We start from the raw sequence: 15,309 nt of genomic DNA, 5'->3' as shown, positions 1-15,309 counted from the left end.
CTTCGGGGGTGCTTCGGGGTGCCGGCGCGGTTCCGGAGGAGCGCGGTTGGGGGAAGGTGCTTCGATCCTGTGTCGCGCGGGTCGGTGTCGTCCAAGACTTGTTCCGTCCGCTGTCATACCCTCGGGGTATCAGCGGAGGTCGGAAGCGGGAGGGCGGGCGATGGACGTCGATCTGCGGAAGCTGCGGTACTTCGTCGCGGTGGCGCGGCAGCTGCATTTCGGGCGGGCGGCGGCCGAGTTGCACATCGCGCAGCCGGTACTCTCCCGGCAGATCCGGGCGTTGGAGGCGGAGTTGGGTGCCCAGCTGTTCCGACGGGATCGGCGGTCGACCGAACTGACGTGTGCGGGGCGGCAGTTGCTGGAGGATGCGCCGCAGTTGCTGGCGGCGGCGGAGGCGTTGCGGCGCCGGGTGGGGCGGTCGGCGGACGACCGGGCGCGGTTCGTGGTGGGGTTCATGCCGGGGATCACGGTGACGGCCGTCGCGCGGGCGATGTGCGGGCGGCATGCGGGGTTGGCGGTGGAGGTGGTCCGGACGTCCTGGCGGGACCAGGCGCAGGTGGTGCTGGACGGCCGGGTGGACGTGTCCTTCGTGCGCTTGCCGGTGGACCAGCGGGGTCTGGCGTTGCGCCCGTTGTTCGCGGAGCCGCGGGTGGCGGTGCTGCCGGCGGGGCACCAGTTGGCGGGTGAACGGTCGGTGGTGATGGCCGAGTTGGGCGGCGAGCGGCTGCTGCAGGATCCGGATGCGGTGCCGGAGTGGCGGGATCTGCCGGTGCCGGGCGGGCGGCGGCCGGAGCGGGCCCGACCGAGTGCGGACACCGTCGAGGAGAAGCTGGAGTACGTGGCGGCGCACGAGGGCATGGTGGTGCTGCCGTTGTCGGTGGCGGCGTTCTACACGCGCTCGGACGTGGTGCACGTGCCGGTCTCCGACATCGCGCCCAACCGGGTCTGCCTGGCTTGGGCGGCGGGGCGGACGTCGCCGTTGCTCGTGGAGTTCGCGGAGCTCGCGGCGGAACTGGCGGCGGGTGGCGCGGAGCCCGAACTGTCGGCGGTCGGGGCTAGGGTCCGGGTATGACGAGGCGTGTGCCGGTGATCGGTGATGGTGAGCGTCGGGCCCGACTGGGGCGGCGGCAGTTGCTGGCGCCCTCGGTGCGGGCGGCGCGGGTGGAGGACGTGGCCGACGCGGTGGTCGGGCTGCACGCGACGGACGCGGCCACGGTGTACCTGTCGGCGTGCGCGCGGCTGGCCGAGCCCTCGGCGGCGGCGGTGGAGCGGACGCTGTACGAGGACGTCTCGCTGGTGAAGCTGCTGTCGATGCGGCGGACGATCTTCGCGGTGACGGAGGGCTTCGCCCCGTACGTGAGTTCGGCGGCGGCGCGGGCGATCGCGGCCAAGGAGCGGGCGACGCTGCTCAAGCACCTGCGGGACCACGCCGAGGGCTGGGACGAGGGGCGGCTGGCCGCGACCGAGCGGGAGGTGCTGGCCGCGCTGGCGGTGCGCGGCGAGGCGACGACCAAGGAACTCGGCGATGACGTCCCGCAGTTGCGCGAGACGATGCTGATGTCGGCGGGCAAGGCGTACGAGGCGAAGCAGAGCGTGGGCAGTCGGCTGCTGCGGCTGCTGGCCTCGGACGGGCACGTGCGGCGCTGTCGTCCGCGCGGTTCGTGGCTGAGCAGCAGCTACCCGTGGGCGCTGGTGCCGCAGTGGCCGGAGGTGCCGGTGCGGGAGGCGAAGGCGGAGGTGGTGCGCCGCTGGCTGGCCGCGTACGGTCCGGCGACGGTCGAGGACGTGAAGTGGTGGACGGGGTGGACGTTGGGGGACGTCCGCAGGGCGCTGGCGGACGTCGGCGCGCAGGACGCGGAGGTGTCGGGCGGCGTGGCCGGGCTGGTGCTGCCGGGCGATGACGCGCCGGTGGCGGAGCCGGAGCCGTGGGCGGCGCTGCTGCCCGCGCTGGATCCGGCGGTGATGGGCTGGCGCGGGCGGGACTGGTACCTGCGGCCGGAGGACGTGCCGGCGCTGTTCGATCGGGCGGGCAACGCCGGGCCGACGGTGTGGTGGTGCGGTGAGGTGGTGGGCGGCTGGGCGCAGCGTGCCGACGGCGAGGTGGTGTGGCGGCTGTTCCGGGACGTCGGGGCGGAGGCCGGGCGGGCGGTCGCGGCGGAGGCGGAGCGGTTGGCGGGGTGGCTGGGGGAGGTGCGGGTGACGCCGCGGTTCCGGACGTCGGTGGAGAAGGAGTTGGCGGCGGGGCGGTAGTGCCCGGTCCGGTGGTCCGGTCGGCGCCTACGGTGTCGGGGTGGCCGCCGGCCGGGTGGCGGGGCCGCCGGTGGCGGTGGGCGGGTCGGTGGGCCGGGGCGGCGGGGTCTGGGTGGGTCGGGCGGTGGGGCTGGGCTGTTCCTGGCTGGCGGTGGGCTTGGGCTTGGGGGGCTGCGGGCTGGGGGTGGTCGGGTCGGGGGCGGGGCCGGTGGCGGCTGGGGGTCCGCTGGGGACGTGGGTGGGGGCTGTGACGAGCCCGGGGATGGTGGCGCTGGGCGCTGCGGTGGGGCCGGGGCCGGAGCCGTGGGTGAAGGTGGGGCCGGTGTTGGGGGAGGTGCTGCCGGTGGCGGTGGGCCAGGTGTCGGTGCCGGGGTTGTCGTGGCCGGTCTGCAGGTCGAACTGCTGGGTGGGGGTGCCGTCGAGGGCGGCGGTCATGTAGGCGGTCCAGATCTTGGTGGGGATGGCGCCGCCGTTGATGCGGGTGAGTCCGGCGGTGCCGGCCAGGGGTTCCTTGGCGTGGGTCTTCGGGTTTTCCCGGAACAGGCCGATGGTGGTGGTGAGTTCGGGGGTGTAGCCGGCGAACCAGGCGGAGAGGTTGGCGTCGGTGGTGCCGGTCTTGCCGGCGGCGGGGCGGCCGAGGTCGAGGGCGGCGGCGCCGGTGCCGCGGGGGCTGACGACGTCGCGCAGGACGTCGGTGACGGCGTCGGCGATGGCGCGGCCGATGGCGTCGGTGGGGTTGTGCTCGGGGGTCTTGGGGACGTCGATGGCGCCGCCGGGGTTGCTGCGTTCGAGTTTGAGGACGGACCACGGGGTTTGGGCCTGGCCGTGGTTGGCGAGGGTGGCGTAGGCGCCGGCGAGGTCGAGGGCGCTGGGGGTGGCGGTGCCGAGGGTCATCGAGGTGTTGGCCGGGTCCATGCCGCGGACGCTGTCGGGGATGCCGAGTTTGACCGCGGTCTCCCGGACGCGGGCGAGCCCGGCGTCCACGCCTTCCTGCGCGTACACGGAGTTGACGGACTTCACCATGGCGTAGCGCAGGCTGATGCTGCCGTAGTCGACGTTGTCCTCGTTGGGCGGCGCGTACGGGGTGGGGCCGCCGGTGACGGGGCGTTCGCTGGTGCCGTCGTAGTGGGACTCGGTGGTGATCGGGCGGCCGTCGAGGGTGTGCTGGGCGAGCAGGCCGGCGGTGAGGTCGATCGGTTTGAAGGTGGAGCCGATCTGGTTGTCCTGGCGCAGTGCGTCGTTGTAGGGCTGCTTGGCGTAGTCGGGTCCGCCGTAGACGGCGACGACGCGGCCGGTGGCGGGTTCGACGGAGGCGCCGGAGACCCGGACGTCGGTGTCGGTGGTGGGGCGGGCCCTGGGGTCGAGTTCGTCGGTGAGTTCGGTCTGGACGGCCTTGACGAGGGCGTCCTGCTTGGGCTTGTCGAAGGTGGTGGTGATGCGCCAGCCGCCGGCCTTGAGGGTGGCGGCGTCGATGGTGCCGGAGGAGATCAGGTAGTCGTCGGCGACGCCGACGAGGTAGCCGGCCTGGCCGGAGAGGCCGGTGGCGGGCTGGGGGTCGATCGGGTCGGGGAAGGTGGCGGCGGCGCGGTCGGCGGTGGTGAGGAAGCCGAGCTGGACCATGCCGTCGAGGGTGTAGTTCCAGCGCGCGATGGCCTTCTCGCGGTTGGCGGGGGTGGCGGTCTTGACGTCGTAGAGGCTGGGGGCCTGCAGCAGGGAGGCGAGGTAGGCGCTCTGGGTGAGGGTGAGTTCGGAGACGTCGACGCCGTAGTAGGCATGGGCGGCGCTCTGGATGCCGTAGGCGCCGCGGCCGTAGTAGCTGCTGTTGAGGTAGCCGGCGAGGATGTCCTTCTTGTCGCGCTGCTGGTCGACCTTGAGGGCGATGAGGAGTTCGCGGCCCTTGCGTTCGATGGTCTGGCTCTGGGTCAGGTAGTAGTTCTTGACGTACTGCTGGGTGATGGTGGAGCCGCCCTGCATGCCTTTGCCGGTCAGGGTGTTCCAGCCGGCCCGGACCATGCCTTTCAGGTCGATGCCGCGGTTCTGGTAGAAGGTGCGGTCCTCGGCGGAGACGGCGGCCTGCTGGGTCTGCAGCGGGATCTGGTCGATGGTGACGTCGGTGCGGTTGACGGCGCCGGTGTGGGCGATCTCGGTGGTGCCGTCGGCGTAGAGGTAGATGTTGTTCTGGGCGACGGCGTGGGCGTTGGGGTCGGGCACCGGGACGATGACGTAGAGCACGGCGAAGCTGCCGACGGCGAGCAGGAACAGCGTGGTGAGCGTGCCGAGGGTGACTCGCCAGGTGGGCAGGGCTCGGCGCCAGAGCGGGAGGGCGCGGCGGGCCTCGCGGCGGGCGGCCCGTCTGGCCTGGCGTCGGGTGCTCAAGGTCATGCCGCGATTATGTGCTATTTGACGTCCGATCAGCGGCGGGTGGGGGGCTGACGTGCGCTGTTGTGTGCTTCGAACGCCGTCCGGGCGCACGGTGCCGTGAGGTGTCGAAAATCGGGTGCGGGCGGTGGGGGTCGGAGGTACGGTGAAAGATGCGAACTTCATAGCGCACCCACTTCGGCAGCTCCGCCCGCCTGGCCCGGCACCCCCGGGTACGGCCGATCGGAGCCGCTGGGGCGTGTGTGGACGCGTGCGGGCAGCTCTCTGCCCGCATTTGTCGACAAGGAGACAATATGCTGAACGCTGCTCCCGCTGAGGCACGACCCCCCGCTGAGGCACGACCCCCCGATCCCACGGCGGCTCTCGCCGCCTCCCTCGGGCTGTACGCGGCCGTCGCCCGCGGCGCCTTCCGCCGCCACTCCACCTACCGGGCCGCCACCTTCGCCGGCATCGTCACGAACACCGTCTTCGGCTGCATCCTCGCCTACACCTTCGTCGCGCTCTGGCAGGCCCGCCCCGGCCTCGGCGGCTACGGCCCGGACCAGGCCGTCACCTTCATCTGGGTCTGCCAGGCCCTGATGCCCACCACCGCGATCTTCGGGGGCGGGTTCGAGAACGACGTCCAGACGCGCTTCCGCAGCGGCGACATCGCCGTGGACCTCTACCGGCCCGTCGACTTCCAGGGCTGGTGGCTGGCCGGAGACCTCGGCCGGGCCGGCTACCAGCTGCTGGTCCGCGGCGGCGTGCCGCTGCTGGCCGGTGCGCTGCTCTTCCACTTCCGGCTGCCCGAACGGCCCCTGACCTGGTTGGTCTTCCTGCTCGCCGTGCTGCTCGCCGAGATCGTCAGCTTCGGGCTGCGGTTCCTGGTCGCGCTCACCGGCTTCTGGCTGCACGACTCCGACGGGGTGCGCTCGGTGGCCCTGGTGGTGGCGATGTTCCTCTCCGGGATGCTGCTGCCGCTCACGCTCTTTCCCGGGTGGCTCGGCGAACTCGCCCGGGTGCTCCCCTGGTCGGCGCTGGCCCAGGTGCCCGCCGATCTGTTCCTGGAGCATGCGACTGGCGCGGCCGCGCTCGGTCCGCTCGGCTTCCAGCTCGGCTGGGCCGCGGTGCTGCTGGCCGCCGGGCGCGGCGTGCAGGCGCTCGCGACCCGGAAGGTGGTGGTCCAGGGTGGCTGACCCCGGCCCCGCGCCCGCCCCCTCGGGCCGCCGGCGCACCGGCGCCGACCGTTCCGGCCCCGGGCGCACCCGTACCAGCGCCGAGCGCATCCGCTCCGGTGCGGCCCGAGCCCGCTGGGCCGTGCGCTCCTGGTGGCTGTGCGCCGCCATGTGGACCCGTTCGACCATGGCCTACCGGGCCTCGTTCGCGATGATGCTCACGGCCAACCTGGTGATCGCCTTCCTCGACTTCGCCGTGATCATCCTGATGTTCCGGCACACCGACACGCTCGGCGGCTGGAACCTGCCCGAACTCGGCTTCCTCTACGGCACCTCCGGGTTCGCGCTCGGCATGGCCAACCTGCTGGTCGGCAGCATCGACGCGCTCGGTGACCGCATCCGCACCGGGACCCTGGACGTGATGCTGATCCGGCCCGCCCCGGCCCTGGGCCAGCTCTGCGCCGAACGCTTCTCGCTGCGCCGGATCGGCCGCCCGGTCCAGTCGGCGGCGGTGCTGGCCTGGTCGCTCGCCGCGCTGGACGTGACCTGGACCTGGGACAGGGTCCTGCTGGTGCCCGTCCTGCTGCTCTGCGGCACGGCCATCTTCTGCGCGCTCTGGGTGGGCTTCGCCTGCCTGCAGTTCTGGTGGGGCGAGGCCGAGGAGCTCCAGAACTCCGTCACCTACGGCGGCGGCCTGATGCTCCAGTACCCGCCGACGGTCTTCGCCAAGGACCTCGTGCTCGGCGTCGTCTTCGGCGTCCCACTGGCCTTCGTCAACTGGCTGCCCGCCCTGCGCATCCTCGACCGGCCCGACCCGCTCGGCCTGCCCACCGCCTTCCAGTACGCCTCCCCGGTCGCCGCCGCCCTCTGCGTTGCCGCCGCCGGCCTCGCCTGGCGCGCCGGGCTGCGCGCCTACCGCGGCACCGGCAGCTGAACCCCCCGTCTGCACCCCGTCCGTCTGTACCCCCTCCGTCTGGATCCCCCGTCGCCCTTAAGGAGCTTCCATGGCACTGATCGAACTCGAGGACGTCCACCGCAGTTTCACCGTACGGGCCCGCGCCGGCCGGTTCAGCCGCACCAAGCGCGAGGTGCGCGCGGTCGACGGACTCAGCTTCACCGTCGACGCCGGCGAGTGCGTCGGCTACATCGGGCCCAACGGCGCCGGCAAGTCCACCACCATCAAGATGCTCACCGGCATCCTCGTCCCCAGCTCCGGACGGCTGCGCGTCGCCGGGGTCGACCCGGCCCGCCAACGCGTCGCCCTGGCCCGCCGGATCGGCGTCGTCTTCGGGCAGCGCACCACCCTCTGGTGGGACCTCCCGCTGCGCGACTCCTTCGAACTCGCCTGCCGCATCTACCGCATCCCCGACCGGCGGTACCGCGAGAACCTCGACCGCTGTGTCGAACTGCTCGACCTGGGCGGCCTGCTGGACACCCCGGTCCGCCAGCTCTCGCTCGGTCAGCGGATGCGCGGCGACCTCGCCGCCGCGCTGCTGCACGACCCGCAGGTGCTCTACCTGGACGAGCCGACCATCGGCCTGGACGTCGTCAGCAAGGGCAGGGTGCGCGAGTTCCTGCGCGAGGTCAACCGCGACCGGGGCACCAGGGGCACCACCGTGCTGCTCACCACCCACGACCTGACCGACATCGAGCAGCTCTGCGGCCGCGTCATGGTGATCGACCATGGCCGGGTGGTGTACGACGGCGGGCTGGAGGGCCTGCACGCCACCGGGCGCAGCGAGCGGACACTGGTGGTGGACCTCGCCGAGGCCCGGTCCCCGATCGAGGTGGCCGGGGCCCGGGTGGTCAAGATCGAGGGGCCGCGCCAGTGGCTGACCTTCCCGGCGCAGCAGAGCGCCGCGCCGATCGTGGCGGCGGTCGCGGAGCGGTACCCGCTGGTGGACCTGTCGGTGCGCGAGCCGGCCATCGAGGACGTGATCGCCCGGATGTACGCGGAGGTCGCGATCGGCTGAGCGGGGCCGTTCCCCGGGCGGCTTCCGGCCGCTCGTCGGGCAGCTCGTCGGGCGGGTGGCCCGTTCTCCCGCCTCCCCGGCTGTCTCCCGCCTCCCGGCCGCCGTGTGTCCGTACGGCGGCCGGGTGCCTGTTCTGGTCCCCGTCGCCGTGCGGGTGACGGTCGTGACCCCGGGCTTTCACGCCGAGTTGACCCTGCGTCGCACGCCGCGACCAGGACCGGAGGCCCACCGCCCGATGACCGTACCCGACGTGACCGTGGTGGTCGCGGTCTACAACACCATGCCGTACCTCACCGCCTGCCTGGACTCGCTGGTCGGGCAGTCCCTGGCGCCGGGGCGGGAGCCGGTGGGCTCCGCCGACTCCGCGCCGGCCTGGACGCCGGCCGACGCCGAGCTGTTCCGGTCGGACCTCATCCGGCGCCACGGGCTGCGCCGCGACGAGGAGTTGAAGGTCTTCTCGGACCAGCCGTTCACCCTGGAGGCCTGCCTGCGGGCGGGCCGGGTGTCCGTCCTCGCCGACTACGACTGCTACTTCCTGGTGCTGCGCGAGGACCTGGGCAACGCCACCGAGCGGGCCGGCGTGCTGGACCGGCTGCGTGGGATCGCCGCACTCCAGCAAGTGGCGGCCGAACTCGCCGAATCCGGCGAGGAGTTGGACGCCCTGCGGGCCCGCAGCTTCGGCTGGGACGTGCCGCGCCTGCTGCAGGGAGGATTCCTGCTGCTGGACGACGGGCTGCAGGAGCGGGTGTGCGCCGAAGTCGCCCGGCTGGTGGAGCGGTTCGGCGCCCGCGAGGTGTACCACCGGCTGCCGGTCGCCGCCCGGATGCGGCTCGAACTCGCCGCCGCCGGACGGCCGGAGGCGCTGCGCGACCAGATCCGGTACGAGGCCGCGCACGGCGATCCACCGGTGGTCGTGGACGGCCGGCGGCACTACGCGGGCTTCCCGGCGTTCCGGGACGCCCGGCTCGGGCTGCCGGACGAACTGTTCCTGCTGCGCGAGGAGCCGCTCGTGCAGGCGGTTCCGCCGCTGAACGCCGCCCAGCAGCTGTGGCGCGGCGTCGTCCCGGCGCAGGTGCGGCGCGGGCTGCGACGCCACCCGGCGTGGCGCCGGCTGGCCAACTCGGTGAACGGAGGACAGGGATGAGCCTGGACGTCTGCGTGGTCGGGCCGGGCATGTGGGCCTGCCACCGGCGGTGCAGTTCGCGCTGAAGGGCCGCCGGGTGACCGGCGCGGACATCCCGCCCGGCATGGTGGACAGCGTCAACCGGGGCGTGCCGCCGTTCCCCCGGGAGGAGGGCCCGGACGAGGCGCTCAGGCAGGTCGTCGACGAGGGCCTGCTCCGGGCCACCACCGCTGACACCACCGCCACCGCCGCCGGGGCCGGGCCTCGACCGGGTTGCTGGACGGGCGGTGGTGCACGGACCGGGCGCGGTGGGCGGTCGAGAGGGTACGGCGGATCGTGCCGGGCGGGGCGTGAGGGGGCTTGCAGGAGAGCGGGCCGCAGACCCGGGGCGCGTGATCGCGAGGCACGCCCCCGTCCGCGCCGGGCAACGGGCAGACTGGCGGGGTGAGTGACGATGCCTTCAGCGGGACCGGCCCCGGGGTCCGGTTCACCGCGGCCGACGAGCAGAAGAGACGCGGCGTCCGCCGGATGAAGACCATCGCGACCGGCCTGCTGGCCTTCGCGACCCTGGTCTTCGCCCTCTCCACCTGGGCCAAGGCGGCCGGCGCCGGGCCCTGGGCCGGGTACGTGGCGGCCGCCGCCGAGGCGGGCATGGTCGGCGCGATGGCCGACTGGTTCGCGGTGACCGCGCTGTTCCGTCGCCCCTTCGGCCTGCCGATCCCGCACACCGCGATCATCCCGACCAAGAAGGACGCCTTCGGCCGCTCGCTCGGCGACTTCGTCGGCGACAACTTCCTCTCCGGCCAGGTCGTGCGCGGGCGCCTCGCGGCGCTCGGCATCGGCCGCCGACTGGGGGAGTGGCTGGCCGCGCCGGGCAGCGCGGAGCGGGTCACCAAGGAGGCCTCGGCGGCGCTGCGCGGCCTGCTCGCGGTGCTCCGTGACGACGACGTGCGGGCGGTCGTCGCCGAGGCGGTGACCCGGCGGGCCGCCGCCACCTCGGTGGCCGAGCCGATGGGCCGGATGCTCGGCAAGGTGGTCGCCGACGGGGGCCACCACGGCGTGGTGGACCTGGTCGCCGTCCGGGCGCACGACTGGCTGACCGCCAACCACGAGGACGTGGTGCAGAAGGTCACCCAGAAGACCCCGGGCTGGACGCCCAGGTTCATCGACCACCAGGTCGGCGAGCGGGTCTACAAGGAGCTGCTGCGCTTCGTCACCGACATCCGGGACGACCCGAACCACCCGGCCCGCGGTGCGGTCGACAACTTCCTCGCCGACTTCGCGACCGAGCTGCAGACCGACCCGGAGACCATCGCCCGGGTCGAGCGGGCCAAGGGCGAGCTGCTGACCCGCCCCGAGGTGCAGGAGCTGATCAACTCCACCTGGGCGGCCGTGCGCACCCTGGTGATGGGCGCGGCCGAGGACGAGGACAGCGAACTGCGCCGGCGCATCCGCGAGGGCGTGCGCCGCTTCGGCGAGCGCCTGGCCACCGACCGCAAGCTGCAGGCCAAGGTGGACGGCTGGTTGCAGGACGCCGCACAGTACCTGGTCGACACCTACCGGGCCGAGATCACCTCGCTGATCTCCGAGACGGTGGCGGGCTGGGACGCCGACGAGGCCTCCCGCAAGATCGAGGCCAACGTCGGCCGCGACCTGCAGTTCATCCGGATCAACGGCACCGTGGTCGGCGCCCTGGCCGGGCTGCTGATCCACACCGCGGCGGTCGCGCTCGGCGGGTGATCGCCCGACCGGGCCCGCCGGCTTGGGCCTATCCTGGGCCGGTGTCCGCGATACGCGCGTAGAAGGCACGGAGAAGGAAGAAGGGAACCACCGTGGTCCAGCCGGACGGAAGTCGGATCGGAAACCCCACCGGGAGCACCGGTAGCACCGGAGGCCCGAGCGGCATCGAGGCGTTCATCGCCGGGATGCCCAAGGCGGAACTGCACGTCCACCACGTCGGCTCGGCCTCGCCGCGCGTCGTCGCCGAACTGGCCGCCCGCCACGCGGGGCAGTCCAAGGTGCCGACCGACCCGGCGGCGCTCGCCGAGTACTTCACCTTCACCGACTTCGCGCACTTCATCGACGTCTACCTGAGCGTCGTGGACCTGGTCCGCGACGCCGAGGACGTCCGGGCGCTCACCTACGGCGTGGCCGAGGACATGGCGCGCCAGAACATCCGGTACGCCGAGCTGACCATCACCCCGTACTCCTCGGTCCGGCGCGGCATCCCCGACGTCGCCTTCATGGAGGCGATCGAGGACGCCCGGCTGCACGCCGAGAAGGAACTCGGCGTCGTGCTGCGCTGGTGCTTCGACATCCCGGGCGAGGCCGGTCTGGAGTCGGCCGAGGTGACCGCCCGACTGGCCACCGAGCTGGCCCCCGAGGGCCTGGTCAGCTTCGGCCTGGGCGGCCCGGAGATCGGCGTGCCGCGCCCGCAGTTCAAGCCGTACTTCGACCGGGCACGGGCGGCCGGCCTGCGCAGCGTCCCGCACGCGGGCGAGACCACCGGGCCGGAGACGGTCTGGGACGCCATCCGGGTGCTGGGCGCCGAGCGCATCGGGCACGGCACCCAGGCGGTCAAGGACCCGGCGCTGGTCGACTACCTGGGCGAGCACCGGATCCCGTTGGAGGTCTGCCCGACCTCCAACATCGCCACCCGGGCCGTGGAGCGGATCGAGGACCACCCGATCAAGCAGATGGTGGACGCGGGCCTGCTGGTGACGGTCAACAGCGACGACCCGCCGATGTTCGGCACCGACCTCAACACCGAGTACGCGGTGGCGGCGCGGCTGCTGGGGCTGGACGAGTCCGGGGTGGCGGCGCTGGCCCGCAACGCGGTCGAGGCCTCCTTCCTGGACCAGGCGGGCAAGAAGCGGCTGGTCGGCGAGATCGACACCTACCTCGCGGGCTGGCAGCGCTGACGCCTTCCCCCGGATGACGCCTACCGCTGGCTGACGTCCCCCTCGTGGACCGCCCCGTCGACCCCTGGATCCGCCAGGTCGGCGGGGCGGTTTCCGTTGCGGCGCCGGACCCCTCCGCCCGATGGCGCCAAAGTGGCACCACTAATGCCTCGACATGGCACCATCACTGTGCCATGCTGAAGCCATGGACCTCACGCCGTACGTCGAAAACCTCCGGAACGAGCTCGCGGTGGCCGCCGCCGCCGGCGGGGACGAAGCCCGGGCGCTGGCCGACCGGCTGACGCTCCCGCTCGAGTCGGCCGTGCGGCTGACCCTGCTCAACGCGCTCTCGGCCGCCATGGGCGAGGTCACCCGCGACCTCGCTCCGGGCTCGGTGGACGTGCGCCTGCGCGGGCTCGACCCGGAGTTCGTGGTGACTGCTCCGCCGGGCTCCGACAGCTTCCACGGCGATGTGCCGGTCATGGCGCCACCTGTGGTGCCACCCGTGGTGCCGCCGATAGTGCCACCGATGGTGCCGCCGATGGTGCCGGAGTCGGAGGAGAGCGGCACGGCGCGGATCAACCTGCGCCTGCCCGCCAACCTCAAGGCCCGGGCGGAGGAGGCCGCCGGACAGGAGGGCCTCTCGCTCAACGCCTGGCTGGTCCGGGCCGTGGCCGGCGCACTGGACGGCGGCCGGCAGGCCGCCGGCGTGGCCGCCGACTCCGGTGCCCGCGCCCCGCGCACCCTCGGCGGCCAGGGCTTCACCGGCTGGGTCCACTGACGCTTCCACACCACCCGCACCCCCACAGCCTTCGCACCTCTCACAGCCTTCGCACCTTCGACGTCACCCCCGCTCCGACCAGCGGGAACACCCACACGAGCCAAGAGGACGGGACAGCCATGCCTACGTACGAGACCGACGGACCGATCTCCGCTGCCTTCGAGTTCGAGATCGGCGCGGTGTGGATCACCGCCGGCAAGCGCACCGACGCCGTCGTCGAAGTCCGGCCCGCCAACGCGGCCAGGGAGGCGGACGTCAAGGCCGCCGAGCTGACCCAGGTCGACTTCACCGGGGGTCGGCTCACCCTCAAGGGCCCCAAGCAGCGCACCGTCTTCTCCAGCAAGAAGGGCTCGATCGAGGTCCTGGTCGAGCTGCCGGCCGGCTCCCAGGTGCACGCCGACTCCCCGATGGCGGACTTCGTCGCCGAGGGCCCGCTCGGCGACTGCCGGCTGAAGACCTCCCTGGGCCGGATCCAGGTCGACCGGGCCGACAGCGTGCGACTCAAGACCGACATGGGGGACATCCGGCTCGGCGTGGTCGCCGGGGACGCCGAGGTGTCCGGCTCCGGCCGGATCGAGATCGGCACCGTCGGCGGCGTGCTGACGGTCAAGAACAGCAACGGCGACACCGAGATCGACGAGGTGGCCGGCGAGCTCACCGCCAACGCCTCCAACGGCCGGATCCACGTCGGCCGTGCCGGAGCGGGCGTGGACGCCAAGTCGGCCAACGGCCACCTCCGGGTCGGCCGGGTGGTCCGGGGCAAGGTCAGCCTGCAGACCGGCGTCGGGGACGTGGAGGTCGGCATCGCGGAGGGCACGGCGGCCTGGCTCGACGTGCACAGCAAGCTCGGCGGCGTCCGCAACTCCCTCGGCGAGGCGCAGGGCCCGGGCGACGCTCGGGAGACGGTCGAGGTCGTCGGCCGCACCCAGGTCGGCAACGTCGTCATCCGGCGGGCCTGATGGCCGCGATCTCGGCGATCGGACTCACCAAGTCCTACGAGGACAAGGCGGTGCTCAAGGGCATTGACCTGGAGATCCAGGCGGGCACCGTGTTCGCCCTGCTCGGGCCGAACGGGGCCGGCAAGACGACCACCGTGCAGATCCTCTCCACCCTCATCCCGGCCGACGCCGGGGTGGCCCGGGTGGCCGGGCACGACGTGGTCGACGAGGCCGACGGGGTGCGGAAGGCGATCGGGGTGACCGGCCAGTTCTCGGCGGTGGACAACCTGCTCACCGCCGAGGAGAACCTGATGCTGATGGCCGACCTCAACCACCTCCGCCGTCGGGAGGGGCGGAGGCGGGCCGAGGACCTGCTGCGGCGCTTCGAACTCACCGAGGCCGCCCGCAAGCCCGTCGCCACCTTCTCCGGTGGCATGCGGCGCAAGCTCGACCTGGCGATGACGCTGGTCGGCGACCCGAAGGTGATCTTCCTCGACGAGCCGACCACCGGACTCGATCCGCGCAGCCGGCGCACGATGTGGGAGATCATCCGGGGGCTGGTCGCCGACCACGGGGTGACGATCTTCCTCACCACCCAGTACCTGGATGAGGCGGACCAACTCGCCGACCGGATAGCCGTCCTGGACGGCGGCCGGATCGTCGCCGAGGGCACGGCCGAGGAGCTGAAGCGATTCGTCCCCGGCGGGCGGATCCGGCTCCGGTTCGCCGACGCCGGCCGACTGGGCGTCGCCGCCGAGCTGTTCGACTACGCCGCCGCCGACCGGGAGTCCCTGTCGCTGGACATCCCGGGGGATAACTCCGTCCTCACGGTGAAGGCCGTGCTGGACACCCTCGACAGCGCGGGCGTCCAGGCGGAGTCGCTGGTCGTCGAGACGGCCGACCTGGACGATGTGTTCCTCACGCTGACCGGGGAGGGCGTGCGATGAGCACGACGACGAGCACGAAGACGAGCGTGACGACGAGTACGAGGACGGGCTACGTGGTCAGCGACTCGCTGACCATGCTGCGGCGGAACCTGAAGCGCGCGCAGCGCTATCCGGCGATGACCTTCTCGGTCGTGCTGATGCCGGTGATGATGCTGCTGCTCTTCAACTACGCCTACGGGACCGCGCTGGGCGCCGGCATCGGGGGCGGCAGCTACATCGACTACGTGACGCCGGGGATCCTGCTGATGACGGCGACGGCGGGCTCGGTCGCCACGGCGGTCGGCGTCTGCGTCGACATGACGGAGGGGATCGTCAACCGGTTCCGCACGATGGCGATATCGCGGTCCGCCTTCCTCGCCGGGCACGTGGTCGGAAGCGTGATCCAGACTGTGATCGCGCTGGTGCTGGTGACCGGCGCGGCCTTCGCCATGGGGTTCCGGACGAACGCCGGGCCGCTGGAGTGGCTGGCCGCCGCCGGGCTGCTGATGTTCGTCACCCTCGCCCTGACCTGGATATCGGCAGGCATCGGGCTGGTGTCCAAGACGCCGGAGAGCGCCAGCAACACGCCGCTGCCGCTGACCTTCCTGCCCTTCATCGGCAGCGCGATCGTCCCGCCCGACTCCATGCCGACGGTCCTGCGCTGGTTCGCGGAGTACCAGCCCTTCACGCCCGTCATCGAGACGCTGCGCGGTCTGCTGATGGGCACCGAGATCGGCACCAGCGCCTGGAGCGCCCTCGCCTGGTGCACCGGCCTGACGCTGCTCGGCTACTTCTGGTCGCGGAGCGTCTTCCACCGGCGGTGACGGGGGTACGGCCGCAGGGCCCATGAGCGCGCCCGTAGTAAAGTCCGGGCAAAGGTTCACC

Annotated in this window: 14 protein-coding genes; 13 read left to right on the top strand and 1 reads right to left on the bottom strand. The window is 72.7% G+C overall.

The genetic code is table 11. The features are described from left to right. The first annotated feature begins 160 nt into the window (after window positions 1-160). Both ACZ52R_RS18250 and ACZ52R_RS18245 read left to right on the top strand, forming a co-directional pair. Window positions 161-1,072 (top strand): LysR family transcriptional regulator, encoded by a 912-nt coding sequence (locus ACZ52R_RS18250; RefSeq protein WP_465753727.1) that lies wholly within the window; start codon window positions 161-163, stop codon window positions 1,070-1,072. Further along, on the top strand, window positions 1,069-2,250 hold the full coding sequence (locus tag ACZ52R_RS18245) for a winged helix DNA-binding domain-containing protein (RefSeq protein WP_465753726.1): 1,182 nt from the start codon (window positions 1,069-1,071) through the stop codon (window positions 2,248-2,250). Before ACZ52R_RS18250 ends, ACZ52R_RS18245 begins: the two co-directional genes overlap by 4 nt. A 27-nt stretch (window positions 2,251-2,277) precedes the next feature. Here ACZ52R_RS18245 and ACZ52R_RS18240 read toward each other — a convergent pair whose 3' ends face one another. After that, complete coding sequence (locus ACZ52R_RS18240; RefSeq protein ID WP_465753725.1) at window positions 2,278-4,632, bottom strand: transglycosylase domain-containing protein; 2,355 nt, start codon at window positions 4,630-4,632, stop codon at window positions 2,278-2,280. A 290-nt stretch (window positions 4,633-4,922) separates the two neighbouring features. On the opposite strand from ACZ52R_RS18240, the gene ACZ52R_RS18235 reads away from it, so the two are divergent. The 11 genes from ACZ52R_RS18235 to ACZ52R_RS18185 all read left to right on the top strand — a co-directional run bounded on the left by ACZ52R_RS18235 (window position 4,923) and on the right by ACZ52R_RS18185 (window position 15,248). Continuing rightward, window positions 4,923-5,804, top strand: a complete 882-nt coding sequence (locus ACZ52R_RS18235; protein ID WP_465663514.1) for an ABC transporter permease — start codon at window positions 4,923-4,925, stop codon at window positions 5,802-5,804. Then, window positions 5,797-6,717 carry an ABC transporter permease gene (locus ACZ52R_RS18230; RefSeq protein ID WP_465620423.1) on the top strand — a complete coding sequence of 307 codons (921 nt, stop codon included), beginning with the start codon at window positions 5,797-5,799 and terminating at the stop codon, window positions 6,715-6,717. The genes ACZ52R_RS18235 and ACZ52R_RS18230 overlap by 8 nt, the downstream gene beginning before the upstream one ends. A gap of 70 nt (window positions 6,718-6,787) precedes the next feature. After that, complete coding sequence (locus ACZ52R_RS18225; RefSeq protein WP_465753724.1) at window positions 6,788-7,756, top strand: ABC transporter ATP-binding protein; 969 nt, start codon at window positions 6,788-6,790, stop codon at window positions 7,754-7,756. Between the two features lie 235 nt (window positions 7,757-7,991). After that, complete coding sequence (locus ACZ52R_RS18220) at window positions 7,992-8,900, top strand: hypothetical protein (protein ID WP_465753723.1); 909 nt, start codon at window positions 7,992-7,994, stop codon at window positions 8,898-8,900. Window positions 8,901-8,931: 31 nt separating this feature from the next. Next, a complete protein-coding gene (locus ACZ52R_RS18215) occupies window positions 8,932-9,327 on the top strand; it encodes a hypothetical protein (RefSeq protein WP_465663512.1) in 396 nt (131 codons plus the stop codon). Continuing rightward, entirely contained in the window at window positions 9,324-10,619 is a 1,296-nt protein-coding gene (locus tag ACZ52R_RS18210; RefSeq protein ID WP_465753722.1) for a DUF445 domain-containing protein, read from the top strand. Before ACZ52R_RS18215 ends, ACZ52R_RS18210 begins: the two co-directional genes overlap by 4 nt. Before the next feature lie 116 nt (window positions 10,620-10,735). Further along, the gene (locus ACZ52R_RS18205; RefSeq protein WP_465663544.1) at window positions 10,736-11,800 is read left to right on the top strand and encodes an adenosine deaminase; all 1,065 of its coding nucleotides are present in this window, start codon (window positions 10,736-10,738) and stop codon (window positions 11,798-11,800) included. A 184-nt stretch (window positions 11,801-11,984) separates the two neighbouring features. Continuing rightward, window positions 11,985-12,560 (top strand): toxin-antitoxin system HicB family antitoxin, encoded by a 576-nt coding sequence (locus ACZ52R_RS18200; protein ID WP_465663510.1) that lies wholly within the window; start codon window positions 11,985-11,987, stop codon window positions 12,558-12,560. Window positions 12,561-12,679: 119 nt separating this feature from the next. Next, the gene (locus ACZ52R_RS18195; protein WP_465620452.1) at window positions 12,680-13,519 is read left to right on the top strand and encodes a DUF4097 family beta strand repeat-containing protein; all 840 of its coding nucleotides are present in this window, start codon (window positions 12,680-12,682) and stop codon (window positions 13,517-13,519) included. Further along, window positions 13,519-14,445 (top strand): ATP-binding cassette domain-containing protein, encoded by a 927-nt coding sequence (locus tag ACZ52R_RS18190; RefSeq protein WP_465620454.1) that lies wholly within the window; start codon window positions 13,519-13,521, stop codon window positions 14,443-14,445. The genes ACZ52R_RS18195 and ACZ52R_RS18190 overlap by 1 nt, the downstream gene beginning before the upstream one ends. After that, window positions 14,442-15,248: an ABC transporter permease gene (locus ACZ52R_RS18185; RefSeq protein WP_465620456.1), complete on the top strand. Its 807-nt coding sequence runs from the start codon at window positions 14,442-14,444 to the stop codon at window positions 15,246-15,248. Before ACZ52R_RS18190 ends, ACZ52R_RS18185 begins: the two co-directional genes overlap by 4 nt. Window positions 15,249-15,309 lie beyond the last annotated feature (61 nt).

This window comes from Kitasatospora sp. NPDC034023, assembly GCF_055575795.1.
Note: the sequence above shows the minus strand (reverse complement) of the source record. Positions and strands in the feature narration are given on the sequence as shown.